This window comes from Thioclava sp. F42-5, assembly GCF_002213195.1.
Taxonomy (GTDB): Bacteria; Pseudomonadota; Alphaproteobacteria; order Rhodobacterales; family Rhodobacteraceae; genus Thioclava; species Thioclava nitratireducens.
On record NZ_NBNZ01000006.1, the window covers coordinates 260,554 to 273,732 of the forward strand.

The following is a 13,179-nucleotide window of genomic DNA, read 5'->3' on the forward strand; positions in this document are numbered from 1 at the left end:
GCCTGTGACGGGCCGCTCTAGCTCAGCTCGAGACCTGCTCGCGCAGGACCGACGCTGTGAGCGACAGCATCAGATAGATGCCCGAGAAGATCAGGAAAGCCAACAGCGTGTTCTCGAAAGCGCGCGGATAGGTGGGCTCGTCCGGGGCGACGGGGCGTACGCCCATCTCCAGATAGCGTACCTGCTTGTTGGCCTCGATCCGGGCGGTTTCCATCTGTTGCGCAGCGGCAGAGAGCAGCATCTGGCGGGTCTGCAATTCGCCTTGGGCGATCTGCAACTGGCCGGTGACGGCGGCGAGCGACTCGCCCCCGGTGGCCTGGCGCCCCGCCGTGAGTTGGCCACGCGTCTTTTCGAGAAGCGCCTGAATGCGCCTGATGTCGCCCTGCACACCCGAAACCCGCGCCTGGTTGGGACGCGCATTGTCGAGCAGTTGGCCCAGCTCGAGCCGTTTCTGCTGCAACTGGTTTTCCAGATTGGCGACCTGGCCCATCACCACCGAGTTCTCGCTGACGGGATCGAGGACGCCGACCTTCTCCTGAAGCTGCTGCACCTTGGATTGCGCGGCGAACACCTTCGCCTCGGCATCCTGATAGCTTTCGCGCGCGCCCTTCATCTGGTCGTCGCGCAGCCGCGAAGTCAGTTGGTCCACCTGCTGTTCGGCATAGGAGATCAGCGACTCGGAGAATTGCTGCGATTTCTGCGGATCGGGGGCGATGACCTCCATCTTCACGATGCCCTCGGAAGGGTCGTAGCCGATCTCGACCATTTTCGAGTAAAGCCGGTAGGCCTGCTCGTCGGTGGCATCCTTCGGCAGGCGCTGAAGCGGGTCGATGCTCGGATCCTCGAAGATTTTCTTGAAACCCTGATCGCGGTCGAGCCGTTTCATGGCATCGCGCGACTGCAGATAGGACTGCACTGTCACCGAGTCCTGATTGGTGGCGAGCTGCGTGCCCGAGAAGAGCGACCCCAGCCCGGAATTGCCCAGCCCTTCGGCCTTCTGGATCACGAAGGCCGATTTCGTCGCATACATCGGCGTGGCCATCGCGAAATAGTAATAGGCGGCCATCAGCGTCGGCAGCACCACGAAGAAGCCCAGCCGCGCGCCCAGCAGCATCAGCTTGCGGCGGCGCCGTTTGGCGATGTCGCGCTGGATGCGCAGGATCTCGGCGGCGCGACGATCCTCGGTCATCACCTCGGTCGAGGGGAGCTGACCTTTCTTGATCGTCTGCGGCAGGTTCACGCGGGTATCCGCGCCCGGCCCGTCGGTCCGCGCCAGCGCCCGCGAAGTCGCTTCCGCCTCGCCGGGTTTCACCATCGCCACGATATTCGAGCGGTCGAACGGATCGATCCCGCGGCGGCGCAGGAGCAGCACGGCCTCGAAATCGGAACTGGCCTGCACGCCGTGTTTCTGCGCCATCCGGCGGGCGAGGCGCAACTGGCGGCCGGTCAGCCCCTCGGCGCGGATCGCGTCGATTTCTTCCTCGGGGGTGCGCTGGCCCGCATCGATCACCTCGGCGCCGTTGCGCTCCGCCGTCGGGAATTTCTGATCGCCGAACCCGTCATCCTGCGGCTCGAACATGCTGGAGGGATCGCTGTCTCTGTGCCGCCGTTGCCGTTGCCGTTGCGGTTCCGGCGTGTCGGAAGAGGGTGCGGCTTGCGCGGCGGAGGCCGCAGAGGCGTTGGAGGCGCGCGGCGTGGTCGGCTCTCCCGTCGTCCCGGGGCCCGATTTCAGCGGCATCGCCCCCAGCTGCAGCGAGCCGTCGCTCCCCGTGATCACCGGCCCATCGCGGCGGATACGGAATTTCGGGGCCTTAGGACTGGTAGTCATACAACCGCTTCGCTTCTTCAAGAGTGTCGAACTGGTAAAGTTGCCCGTCGCGCAGCACCGCCGCACGATTGCAGAATTTCTCGATCGTGGAGGGTTGGTGCGAGACCACGACCACGGTGGAATTACGCAGCCGGTCGCGCAGGATCGAGCCGGCCTTGCGGTTGAACTCCACATCGGTGGTCGAGGGCATCCCCTCGTCGATCAGGTATATGTCGAATTCCAGCGCGAGCAGCAGGGAAAAGGTGAACCGCGCGCGCATCCCCGAACTGTAGGTGCCCACGGGCTGGTCGAAATATTCCGCGATCCCGGTCAGCCAGCGCGAGAAGGCCTCGACATAGTCGGGATCGAGCCCGTAGAGCCGCGCGATGAAGCGTGCGTTTTCGCGCGCCGAATGTTTCGAGACGACGCCGCCCATGAAGCCCAGCGGGAACGAGACCCGGCTGGTGCGGCGAATCTCGCCCTCGTCGGGCTTTTCCAGCCCTGCCATCATGTTGATGATCGTGGTCTTGCCGGTGCCGTTGGGCGCGAGAATGCCGAGGCTCTGGCCCAGCTCCACGCGGAAGCTGGCGCGTTCGAGGATCACCTTGCGCTGCTTGCCGGTCCAGAAGGATTTGGAGACGTTCTCGAATACGATCATTACTTTTTGGCCCGGGTCTCCATCTGTGCGCGCCTCGCCACTAAATCACGGGGGCAGCAGTGTGAGAACCCGCCTAACCTTGGATTTGGGCAGCATTATGTTCAGTTGTGGGAGGGTTATGCAATGACGAACACATTGACACTAGAGGAGAAACGATGACCCGCCCCGTGCAAGACGAGATCCGCGACTGCCGCCTTTGCGCGGCGCGGTTTCGCGCGACCGCGACCGGGCATTCGCCGCGTCCCGTCGCGTGGTTCGCCGCCGGCGCACGCGTGCTGATCGTGGGGCAGGCGCCAGGGATCCGGGTGCACGAGACCGGCGTGCCGTTCAACGATCGCTCGGGCGACCGGCTGCGCGACTGGATGGGCGTTGATCGCGAGACCTTCTACGACGTCTCGCGCATCGCGATCGCGCCGATGGCGTTCTGCTTTCCGGGCTATGACGCGAAGGGGGCCGACCTGCCGCCGCCCGCAATCTGCGCCCAGACGTGGCGCGACCGGGTGATGGAGGAAATCGGCCCGGTCGATCTGACGCTTCTTGTGGGCGGCGCCGCGCAGCGCTGGCATCTGGGCACACGCAACGTGACGCAGGCCGTGCTGGGCTGGCGGGACCACGCGCCGCGCCTCTTCCCCTTGCCTCATCCGTCTTGGCGCAATACGGGATGGCTGAAGAAAAACCCGTGGTTCGAGGCCGACCTGCTGCCGGTCCTGCGCGCCCGGGTGAAGGAGCTGACATGACCCCCTATGACCGCGCCCATGCCGCGATGGAAGCCGAACCGGAGAACGAGGCCAAGCGCCTTGCCGTGTTCGACCGTCTCGCCGATGCCGAGCTGTTCCTGCTGCTCGAAGAAGAGCCCGAGGACGAAAACATCAAGCCGCAGGTGTTCTCCACCGAAGAGGGCGAGTTCGTTCTCGTCTTCGATACCGAAGACCGTCTCGGCGAATTCGCGGACGGGCCGCAGCCCTACGCGGCGCTGCCGGGCCGGGTGATCGCGCAGCATCTGGTGGGCGAGAATATCGGGCTGGGCGTCAATCTCGGTGTTGCGGACTCGGCGATGCTGTTGCCGCCCGAGGCGCTGGACTGGCTGACCGAGACGCTCGCGCATACGCCGTTGGAGGCGCAGGGCCGTCCGGTGGAATTCACCGCTCCGGGTCTGTCGCCCGCGGTGATCGCGCTGCTGCTGCCCGCCTTCGAGGCCAAGCTGGACCAGCTTGCCGGGATCGCGCAGGCTGCCGTGCTGGGCGGCGTCACCTACGAGGACGGCCACCGGGGCCATGTGCTCGCGGTGATCGGCGCGCATGAGCATTTCCGCGCGGGTATCGCCAAGGCAATGGGCGAGGCGCTGACCTTCTCGGGGCTGGATGCGGGCGAGTTGGACGTGACCTTCCTCGAGCCTGAGGACAAGGCCGCGCAGCTTCTGCTGGACAAGGGGCTCGTGCTGCATGTCCCCGAGCCGGTCGAGGAAGAGGTGCAGGAACTGCGGCCCGGTTCCGCCCCCGGCATGGATCCGAGCAAGCCGCCGAAGCTGCGCTGAGGCGCGCCCGGCGGTTTTCGCATATGGTTTGAAAAACTCGGTCGGGGCGGCTCAGGACTCGTCGTCTGCCTCGTCGTGCTCGCCGATCACCTCGTTCTTCACCTGACCCCATGTCAGCAGCGTGAAGACTGCCGTGCCGCCCGCGACATTGCCTGCGAGAACCGGGAAGAAAAACCGGCTGATCGCCTCGGTTAGGCTCATATGGCCGCTCCAGACAAGCAGCCCCGCCTCGACCGAGCCCGCGACGACGTGCGCAGAGCCCGAGGCCGCGAGCAGCCATGTCATCGCGAGGATCACGAGGAACGAACTGCCCTGCGCCGCGGGCATGATCCACACCACGGCGGCGATGATGATGCCCGCCGGCATCGCGCGGTAGAAGTTCTGTCCCATGTCGCCGTCGGTCGCGTGGCGCGCCACGGCCAGCAGGCTGTCGGTCATCTCGTTGGGGATGACATGGGGGATGCTCAGGAACCCCGAGGCGATCGCGCAGCCAAGAATGTTCGACGCAAGCACGATCGCCCAGAGCCGCAGCATTTTCAGCAGGCATGTCAGCGACCGTTCGGCCACCACCGGCAGGACGGTGGTGATCGTGTTCTCGGTGAACAGCTGCATCCGCCCGAAGATCACCACCATGAACCCGGCCGAATAGCCGAGGGACTCGACCAGAATCCGCCAGCTTTCGTCGGGCAGCCGCGCATGCAGGCTCGCCTGCGCGATGACCGAGAGGCTGATCAGGATGCCCGCCGCGAGCCCCGACCACACGAGAGAGGTGAGCGGGCGGTTCAGCTCTTCGTCGCCGTCATGCCGGATCACGGCGTAGATCAACCGCGCGGAGAGGCGCGAGGCTTGCTTCACCGAGCGCTCCTCGTGCCGTTCGCGCACGGCGTTGTTCTGGGCTTTTCCGCTGCCGTTGTCGGACCCGCCCTGCGCGTCACTTTGGGAACTGTCTGATTTCATTCGTCCTGAACCCCGTCACACGTGCTTTGTTCCCTGTGCGAGCCTGCGCTATCCCTGTTCGCTGGCGAACACTTTGTCGATCATCGCCTGTGTGCCGCGCGCATCTTCAAGTGTCCACGCATAGGGCGCGCCCTCGGTGACATGACGCACGAAGGCCTCCACCTGGATCACATATTGATTCACGCCCGGGTAGCGGACCACCTCGTCCGGCTTGCCCTTGCGGATCAGCGTGACCTCCGCCTGATCGAAGACATTCGCGTTGAACGGGCAGGTGAGGCGGATCAAACCTTCAGAGCCCTGGAAGACCGCTTCCTGGCGCGGATGCAGCCGGGTCGAGGTCAGCGCGCCATAGGTGAAGCGGCCCTTGTCGCTGACCATCTCGCCGGTGACCTGCGTGAACGTGTCGACATCGTTCTCGCGATGGATGACGGCGCGCAGATCGCCCGGTTCGGCCCGGGCTGCGAAGCGCACGCAGGAATAGGCATAGACGCCGATATCGGGAACCGAGCCGCCGCCCATATCCGCCTTGTTGCGGATATTGGTGGGGTCGGGGTTGTTGAAGGTGAAGGCCACATCGGCGTGGCGCAGCTCTCCGATTGCACCCGCATCGAGCCAGTCGCGCACCTGCCGCCATTGCGGGTGATGCACGATCATGTAGGCCTCGGTCGCGAACTTGCCGGCGGCGTCGCGCGCGTCTATCAGCCCGTCGATCTCCTCGGCCTTCATCGCGATCGGCTTTTCCGTCAGCACATGCTTGCCTGCCGCCAGCGCCTTCTTCGTCCACTCCACATGGAGTGTGTTGGGCAGCGGGATATAGACTACGTCGATGCCGGGGTCGGCGAGCAGCGCGTCATAGCTGTCATGAACCTTGAGATCGGGCGCGAAGGCCTTGAAGGGATCGGCTTTTTCCGGGCTCGACGTCGCGAGCGCCGCCAGCCGCGCGCCCTCGGCCGCGTGGATCGCCCGGCCCATATGTTCGCGCGCAAATTTCGCGGCGCCGAGGATTCCCCAGTTCAACACCTGCATCGTCTCTCTCCCTCTTCTCGTGCTCGTATCCGGGGCGAAGGTAATGCTTATGCGGCGCGGCGCAAAGAAAATCGCCGCCCCCGGGAAGGGAGCGGCGACATACTTTCGCACTCGTTACTGTTCGCGGGTTACGCGGGCACGTTCATGCCTTTTTCCCGTGCCAGTTCGGTCATCCGCTTCTGCAGCTTCTCGAAGGCGCGCACCTCGATCTGGCGGATACGCTCGCGCGAGACGTCATAGACGCCCGAGAGTTCCTCCAGCGTGACGGGATCGTCGCGCAGGCGGCGCTGCATCAGGATGTCCTTCTCGCGGTCGTTGAGAACGTCCATCGCGTCCATCAGCATCTCGCGGCGGGCTTCCATCTCCTCGGTCTCGGCATAGGCCTCGGCCTGATCGGCATCCTCGTCTTCGAGCCAATCCTGCCACTGCGCGGCCCCGCCTTCGTCACCCGCGCCGATCTGTGCGTTCAGCGAGGCGTCCGAGCCCGACATCCGCCGGTTCATCGAGATCACTTCTTCCTCGGTCACGTTCAGATCGGACGCGATCTGTTTGACGTTCTCGGGGCGCATATCGCCGTCTTCATAGGCGCCGATCTTGGACTTCGCCTTGCGGAGGTTGAAGAACAGCTTCTTCTGCGCCGAGGTGGTGCCCAGCTTCACGAGGCTCCACGAGCGCAGGATGTATTCCTGGATCGCGGCGCGAATCCACCACATAGCGTAGGTCGCAAGGCGGAAGCCCTTCTCGGGATCGAAGCGCTTCACGGCCTGCATCAGACCGACATTCGCCTCCGAGATCACCTCGGCCTGCGGCAAGCCGTAACCGCGATAGCCCATCGCGATCTTCGCGGCGAGACGCAGGTGCGACGTCACCAACTGGTGCGCGGCATCGGTGTCCTGGTGGTCGGCCCAGCTCTTGGCCAGCATATATTCCTGTTCCGGCTCCAGAAGCGGGAACTTCCGGATCTCCTGAAGGTAGCGGTTCAGCCCCTGCTCAGGACTCGGGGCCGGAAGGTTCGTGTAGCTCGTCATCGTCTCCCATGTCTCCCTTTTGGCGGCTGCTCGATATGGGGATCGCCCCCCGTTCTTTCAAGAAACGCAAGGCAGTGCGGATTGGTTCACCGAAAGCCGCCCTGACGCAGTCGCATAGAAAGATCAACGTATCGTAACGGGATTTCCGTCGCGGATGTGTAAAAAAACATCTGACGCTTCACAAGATCGGCGCGAGCACCGACATCAGGTTGTTGATGATTTTCCAGTGCAGGGGCCATTCCGCGATCCGCTCCGGTCCGACGCGGCGGGCCTGCGCGATCCAGTGGCGCTGGCGTTCGCCCAGTTCGAGACCGAGTTCGTGGTCCTCGATCAGCACGCAATTCTCGTAATTCAGCTCGAAGCTGCGGCGGTCGAGATTGGCCGAGCCGAGGATCGCGACGCGGCCATCGGCCAGCAGGGTCTTGGCGTGCAGCAGGCCCGGCCCGTGCTCCCAGATCTCGACGCCCGCCTCGGCCAGCACCGGGTAGAAGCTGCGCGCGGCATGGGCGACGAAGCGCGAGTCGTTGCGTCTCGGCACGATCACCTGCACCCGCACCCCCCGGCGCTTGGCGGCGCGCAGGGCGGAAGCGATTTCCTCGCCCGGCACGAAATACGGGGTGGAGAGGGTCAGCGTCTCGCGCGCGGCCCCGATCACCGCAAGGAACACATCCGGCACCCCGCGCGTGTCCAGCATCGGCCCCGTGGCGAAGGCGACCGCCGTTCCGGGCCGCGCGGTCGGCGCGGCGGGAGTGGGGATCACGAGGTCCGAGATTTCCTCCCGGCTATGCGTCACCCAGTCGGTCGCGAAGATGTGCTGGTGCTGGGCGGCGAGCGGCCCCTCGATCCGCAGCATGACATCCTTCCACGGCGCGAAGCGCGCCTTGATGCGGAACTCCGGGTCGGCGATGTTGCGCGATCCGGTATAGGCCACATGCCCGTCGATCACGGCGAGCTTGCGGTGGTTGCGCAGGTCGATCCGCATCGTCGCGAGCTTGAACAGCGGCCAGCGGAAGGAAAAGGCGATCGCGGTCTTCACTCCGGCCTTCTTCATCGCCTTCCAGTGGCGCGACTTGATGAAGCCGCGCGCGCCCAGCCCGTCGACGAGGACGCGCACGGTCACACCGCGTTCGGCCGCGCGGGTCAGCGCCTCGGCCATCGCGATGCCGGTCAGGTCTGTCAGCCAGATATAGGTGATGAGGTGCACGCTTCGGCTGGCGGCGTCGATATCGGCGATCAGCGGTTCGAGCTGATCGGCAGGGTCGGGCAGGAAGGCGATGGCATCGCCGCTACTCGGCGCGTAGCCGTTGATCGCGGCGGCCCGGGCGAAGGCTGCGCGATAGGCCGGGGAGATGGCTTCGAGGTCTGCGGGCTCGACCGGATCGGGGGCGGGCAGGGCGGCGACCGTCGCCTGCAGCTTGCGCGCGACGCGCTGGTTGAGCCGCGTCTCCCCGATCAGGATATAGAGGATGACGCCGAGGAACGGCACCGACAGGATAAGCACCGTCCAGCTTGCGCGCACCGCGGGCGGCTTGTCGGGACGGGTGAACACGCGCAGCAGCGCGAGCGCCTGACTGCCGAAGTGAAACAGCAGCGTCAGAAGCTCCGCCCACCAGACGTTCACGGGGCGGTGCCGCCTGCAGGGGGCATCGAGGCGGCGCGCAGCGCGTCGATCAGGTCGGTCATGTCACCGGGCAGGGGCGCCTCGAAGGACAGTTCCTCTCCGGTGACGGGATGAACGAAGCCAAGCGTCGCCGCGTGGAGCGCCTGCCGCGGGAAGGCGCGCACGGCCTCTGCCGCAGCCGCGCCCACCGCTTTTTCCGAGATCTTGCGCTTGCCGCCATAGGTCTGATCGCCGATCAGCCCGTGACCCGCATAGGCCATATGGACGCGGATCTGATGGGTGCGCCCGGTCTCGAGCCAGCAATCGATCAGCGCCGCCGTTCCGTTGAAATCCTCGATCGTGCGGGCCCGGGTGACGGCATGCCGCCCGCCATGGGCCACCACCGCCTGTTTCTGCCGGTCGGTCTTGTGGCGGGCGAGTTGCGTGACGATCTTCAGCACGCCGCCTTGCTCGAAGCTGACACCGTTGAGCCCGCGAAGGCGCGGATCGGAAGCCTGCGGGACGCCATGGCAAAGCGCGCGGTAATGGCGATGAACCGTATGCGCCTCGAATTGCGCGGCGAGCCCGTGATGCGCCCGGTCCGATTTCGCGACGACGAGCAGGCCCGATGTGTCCTTGTCGATGCGGTGCACGATGCCGGGGCGCGCCTCGCCGCCGATCCCCGAGAGATTCCCGCCGAAATGGTGCAGCAGCGCGTTGACCAGCGTGCCTTCGGGCGTGCCCGGCGCGGGGTGCGTGACCATGCCCGCGGGCTTGTTCACGACGATCAGGTCATCGTCTTCCCACAGCACTTCCAGCGGAATGTCCTGCGCGACGGTCTCGACCTCTTTCGGAGGCTCCAGCGCGATCTGATAGACCTCGCCCTCGGCGACCTTGGTCTTCTGATCGGTCACGGCCACGCCCTCGCGGCTGACCGAGCCCTCCGCGATCAGTTTCGCCAAGCGCGAGCGCGAGAGCGCCGCTTCCTCTGGCACAGCCGCCGCCAAGGCCTTATCAAGGCGGGGACCCATGCCGGGTCCGATCTCGATGCTGAGGATTTCCTTATTCATGTCCGACCTGCCTGACGAAGAGCCTGCCACCACGCTGCCACCCGATCTTCGCTTTCTCAAGATACTGGTGACCACGCTTGCGGCGGTGATGATCGTCGGGCTTGTAGCGATCGTGGCGCTGCTTGTCATCCGCTTGCAGCAACCCAATCCGCTGCCGCAACTGCCCGCCGCGATCACGCTGCCCGAGGGCGCACAGGCCAAGGCCGTGACCTTCGCGCGCAACTATACTGTGGTGGTGACCGATGGGGGGCAGGTGTTGGTCTATGACAAGGCCGGGCAGAAGGTGGGCGATCTGACGCTTGGCACGGAGGGCGGGAATTCCGATGGAAATTGACCTCGAGATCGAAGACCCCCGCTGGGAGACGGTCGGGCTCGAAGACCTGATGACCCGCGCCGCGTCACTGGTGCTGGAGGATCGCGGAATCGAGACGGAGCTCTGCCGCCTCTCGGTGCTCGCCTGCGACGATGCGCGCATCGCCGAGCTGAACGGCGAATATCGCGACAAGGCGAAGCCCACCAATGTGCTCAGCTGGCCCGCCGAAGAACGCGGCGCGGAAGAGCCCGGCGCGCACCCCGAACCGCCCGCGCCCGATGTCTTCGGTGAGATCGAGCTCGGCGACCTCGCGATCGCCTATGAAACCTGCGCCCGGGAGGCCGAAGAACAAGGCAAATCCGTCGAAGATCACACGCTGCATCTGCTCATCCATGCGGTGCTGCACCTGTTGGGCTATGACCATATTCGCGACGAAGATGCGCAAGTTATGGAACAAATCGAAATCCGGCTTCTTGAAAGCGTAGGAATTCGTAACCCATATGTGTAAGACTAGGCGCATTCCGCGTCATCTTTCGGAAAGGAACAATGGGACAGGTCGCCGACGGAGTTACCTCCGCCAATACCGGTAGTTCGGAAAACGCAGAACCCGGTCAGTCTTCGGAGCCCGCTTCGCGCGGGTTGCTCAGCCGCTTTTTCGGGCAACGCCCAATGGAAGAAGAGGCCCCACAGGTAGAAATGCCGCCCAAACCCGCGCCAGCGCCGCTGGGGCTGGGGAACCTGCGCAAGATGCGGGTGGGCGATGTCGCCATTCCCAAAGTCGAGATCGAGGCCGTTCCGGTCTCCATCACCCGCGACGAGCTGGTGGAGAAGTTCCGCCAGCACGGCTATTCGCGCCTGCCGGTCTTCAAGGAAACGCTGGATACGCCTCTGGGCCTCGTCCACCTGAAAGACCTGGCGCTGGAATACGGCTTCGGATCGGGCAATGGCCGGTTCTCGCTGCGCAAGCTGATCCGTCCGCTCCTTTACGTGCCGCCGTCGATGCCGATCGGCGTGCTCTTGCAGAAGATGCAGGTGCAGCGCACCCATATGGCGCTGGTGATCGACGAATATGGCGGGGTCGACGGTCTGCTCACGCTAGAAGACCTGATCGAACAGGTGATCGGCGAGATCGAGGACGAGCATGACGAGGCCGACGACGCTTATTGGCGCGAGGAAAAGCCCGGCCAATGGGTCGTGCAGGCCCGCGCGCCGGTCAACGAGTTCGAAGCGCAGATCGGGATGCGGCTCTCCGACGAGGAGGCCGATGACGAGATCGATTCGATGGGCGGTCTGGTTTTCATGCAGCTTGGCCGGGTGCCCGCGCGCGGCGAGGTCGTGGTGACCGAGAACGGCGTCGAATACGAGGTGGTCGATGCCGATCCGCGCCGGATCAAACGTCTGCGCGTACGTCTGCCGGGAGTGGCGCCCGCCGAGTGAGCGGGCTATGACGCGCCCATGATCGCGACCATCCGAGAGGGCTTTCGCGCACCGTTGCGCCCGCGCTGGCAGAGCTTGGCTCTGGCAGCGCTTTTCGGTGTTCTGTTCGCCGCCGGGCAGGCGCCGCTCGGTCTGTGGTGGATCGCGCTGCCCGCGCTGGCGGCCTCAGTCTGGTTCGCCTCCGCCGAACGCTGGCGCGCCTCCACGATCTGGATCGGGTTCGCCACCGGCTTCGGCTATGCGCTGGCCGCGATGTTCTGGATCGTCGAGCCTTTCATGGTCGAGGCCGATGTCTATGGCTGGATGGCGCCTTTCGCGCTGGTCCTGATGGCCGCAGGGATGGGCGCATTCTGGGCGATCGGATACGGGCTCGGGGCCTATGCGGGGCAGGGGCCGCGCTCGCGTGCGCTCGGGATCGCGCTTGGCATGGCGGCCTCGGATGCGCTGCGCTCTTACGTCTTCACCGGGTTTCCGTGGGTGCTGGTCGGCCATATCTGGATCGGCTCGCCCGTCGCGCAGGCGGCGGCCTTTGTCGGGCCGCTGGGGCTGAGCCTGATCACCTTGCTGATCGCGAGCGCACCCGCGATGACGCGCGGGATGCGGATGCCTGCCGCCCTCGGAATCGTGGGCGCGGCGCTGGTCGTGCTGGTCGGGCTGTGGCTCGGCGGGGTGGCGCGGCTCAACGCGCCGGTGGCGCCGAGGCCCGAGCCGATCACCCTGCGTCTGGTGCAGCCCAATGCGCCGCAGAACCTGAAGTGGCTGCCGCAATACCGGATGAAATTCTTCCAGCGCCTGCTGGACCTGACGAAGGCCGATCCCGCGCCCGGTCAGCCCAAGCCCGACCTGATCGTCTGGCCCGAGACGGCGGTGCCTTTCCTGCTCGACCATCCGCAGGGCGGGCTGGAGATGTCGACCGAGGCGGCGAATGGCATCCCGCTCGCGATGGGGGTGCAGCGCAGTGAAGGCAGCCGCTATTTCAATTCGCTCGCCGTCATCACCCCCGATGACCGGATCGAGGCGCTTTACGACAAATCCCATCTCGTGCCGTTCGGCGAATACATGCCCTTCGGCGATGCGCTGGCGAAGATCGGGATCACCGCCTTCGCCGCACAGGTCGGCAATGGCTATTCGTCCGGGCCGGGGGAGAAACTGCTCGATCTGGGCAAGCTCGGCCATGTTGCGCCGCTGATCTGCTACGAGGCGATCTTCCCGCAGGATCTGCGCGGCTTCCCGCAGCGGCCCGACTGGATCTTGCAGGTCACGAATGACGCGTGGTTCGGCACGCTCAGCGGGCCCTATCAGCATTTCGCGCAGGCGCGGCTCCGCACGATCGAACAGGGCCTGCCGCTTGCGCGCGACGCCAATACCGGGGTCACTGCGATGATCGACGCCAAGGGGCGGATCACGGCCAGCCTCGGACTCGACCGGATGGGCAAGCTCGACGTGGCGCTGCCGCCAAGCCTGCCGCCGACGCTCTATTCCAAGCTGGGCGACGCACCGTTCATCGCGCTGATTGTTGCAGCTTTGGCGCTTCTTTCACTCTTTACGCGTATTTCGATTGACCCGACCGGCAGGCGCTCCTAGCTAGAAAGCCGAACCACCCCAACGGCTTCCTGACGGGGTGGGGATATCAACAACGGAGCACCCTTTCATGGCACGCGCGAATTACGTCTTCACCTCCGAATCCGTTTCGGAGGGGCATCCCGATAAGGTCTGTGACCGCATTTCGGATGCCGTTCTCGATACTTT

The 13,179-nt window shown here is 65.2% G+C and carries 14 protein-coding genes and 1 riboswitch; of the genes, 7 read left to right on the forward strand and 7 right to left on the reverse strand.

Annotated elements, in window-relative coordinates; translation table 11 throughout:
• Nucleotides 1-22 precede the first annotated feature (22 nt).
• Together B6V74_RS16070 and B6V74_RS16075 are read right to left on the reverse strand one after the other, a co-directional pair.
• Nucleotides 23-1,828 (reverse strand): capsule biosynthesis protein, encoded by a 1,806-nt coding sequence (locus tag B6V74_RS16070; protein ID WP_075774972.1) that lies wholly within the window; start codon nucleotides 1,826-1,828, stop codon nucleotides 23-25.
• A complete protein-coding gene (locus B6V74_RS16075) occupies nucleotides 1,812-2,465 on the reverse strand; it encodes an ATP-binding cassette domain-containing protein (RefSeq protein ID WP_075774971.1) in 654 nt (217 codons plus the stop codon). Before B6V74_RS16075 ends, B6V74_RS16070 begins: the two co-directional genes overlap by 17 nt.
• Nucleotides 2,466-2,620: 155 nt before the next feature.
• On the opposite strand from B6V74_RS16075, the gene B6V74_RS16080 reads away from it, so the two are divergent.
• The gene (locus B6V74_RS16080) at nucleotides 2,621-3,202 is read left to right on the forward strand and encodes a uracil-DNA glycosylase family protein (RefSeq protein WP_088723381.1); all 582 of its coding nucleotides are present in this window, start codon (nucleotides 2,621-2,623) and stop codon (nucleotides 3,200-3,202) included.
• Complete coding sequence (locus B6V74_RS16085) at nucleotides 3,199-3,999, forward strand: SseB family protein (protein ID WP_075774969.1); 801 nt, start codon at nucleotides 3,199-3,201, stop codon at nucleotides 3,997-3,999. Before B6V74_RS16080 ends, B6V74_RS16085 begins: the two co-directional genes overlap by 4 nt.
• A gap of 51 nt (nucleotides 4,000-4,050) precedes the next feature.
• On the opposite strand, the gene B6V74_RS16090 is transcribed toward B6V74_RS16085, so the two are convergent.
• From B6V74_RS16090 to B6V74_RS16110, 5 genes are all read right to left on the reverse strand, one after another.
• Nucleotides 4,051-4,956 (reverse strand): formate/nitrite transporter family protein, encoded by a 906-nt coding sequence (locus B6V74_RS16090; protein WP_143597854.1) that lies wholly within the window; start codon nucleotides 4,954-4,956, stop codon nucleotides 4,051-4,053.
• Between the two features lie 48 nt (nucleotides 4,957-5,004).
• Nucleotides 5,005-5,982, reverse strand: coding sequence for a Gfo/Idh/MocA family oxidoreductase (locus tag B6V74_RS16095; RefSeq protein ID WP_088723382.1), 978 nt, complete (start codon nucleotides 5,980-5,982; stop codon nucleotides 5,005-5,007).
• Between the two features lie 128 nt (nucleotides 5,983-6,110).
• A complete protein-coding gene (rpoH, locus tag B6V74_RS16100) occupies nucleotides 6,111-7,010 on the reverse strand; it encodes an RNA polymerase sigma factor RpoH (protein WP_075774967.1) in 900 nt (299 codons plus the stop codon).
• A gap of 178 nt (nucleotides 7,011-7,188) precedes the next feature.
• On the reverse strand, nucleotides 7,189-8,631 hold the full coding sequence (gene cls, locus B6V74_RS16105; protein ID WP_075774966.1) for a cardiolipin synthase: 1,443 nt from the start codon (nucleotides 8,629-8,631) through the stop codon (nucleotides 7,189-7,191).
• Nucleotides 8,628-9,680, reverse strand: coding sequence for an RluA family pseudouridine synthase (locus tag B6V74_RS16110; RefSeq protein ID WP_088723383.1), 1,053 nt, complete (start codon nucleotides 9,678-9,680; stop codon nucleotides 8,628-8,630). The genes cls and B6V74_RS16110 overlap by 4 nt, the downstream gene beginning before the upstream one ends.
• Between B6V74_RS16110 and B6V74_RS16115 the strand changes: the two genes are divergently transcribed.
• From B6V74_RS16115 to B6V74_RS16135, 5 genes are all read left to right on the forward strand, one after another.
• Entirely contained in the window at nucleotides 9,679-10,014 is a 336-nt protein-coding gene (locus B6V74_RS16115) for a DUF6476 family protein (RefSeq protein ID WP_088723384.1), read from the forward strand. The two genes, B6V74_RS16110 and B6V74_RS16115, sit on opposite strands and share 2 nt — an antisense overlap.
• Complete coding sequence (gene ybeY / locus B6V74_RS16120; RefSeq protein WP_088718516.1) at nucleotides 10,004-10,501, forward strand: rRNA maturation RNase YbeY; 498 nt, start codon at nucleotides 10,004-10,006, stop codon at nucleotides 10,499-10,501. Before B6V74_RS16115 ends, ybeY begins: the two co-directional genes overlap by 11 nt.
• A 188-nt stretch (nucleotides 10,502-10,689) precedes the next feature.
• Nucleotides 10,690-11,430: a hemolysin family protein gene (locus B6V74_RS16125; protein ID WP_306461393.1), complete on the forward strand. Its 741-nt coding sequence runs from the start codon at nucleotides 10,690-10,692 to the stop codon at nucleotides 11,428-11,430.
• Nucleotides 11,431-11,448: 18 nt separating this feature from the next.
• The gene (gene lnt / locus B6V74_RS16130; RefSeq protein ID WP_088723385.1) at nucleotides 11,449-13,014 is read left to right on the forward strand and encodes an apolipoprotein N-acyltransferase; all 1,566 of its coding nucleotides are present in this window, start codon (nucleotides 11,449-11,451) and stop codon (nucleotides 13,012-13,014) included.
• Between the two features lie 10 nt (nucleotides 13,015-13,024).
• Nucleotides 13,025-13,074, forward strand: a riboswitch (SAM-SAH riboswitch).
• A gap of 7 nt (nucleotides 13,075-13,081) precedes the next feature.
• On the forward strand, nucleotides 13,082-13,179 hold a 98-nt coding region (locus tag B6V74_RS16135), incomplete at its 3' end, for an S-adenosylmethionine synthetase N-terminal domain-containing protein (RefSeq protein ID WP_146694571.1).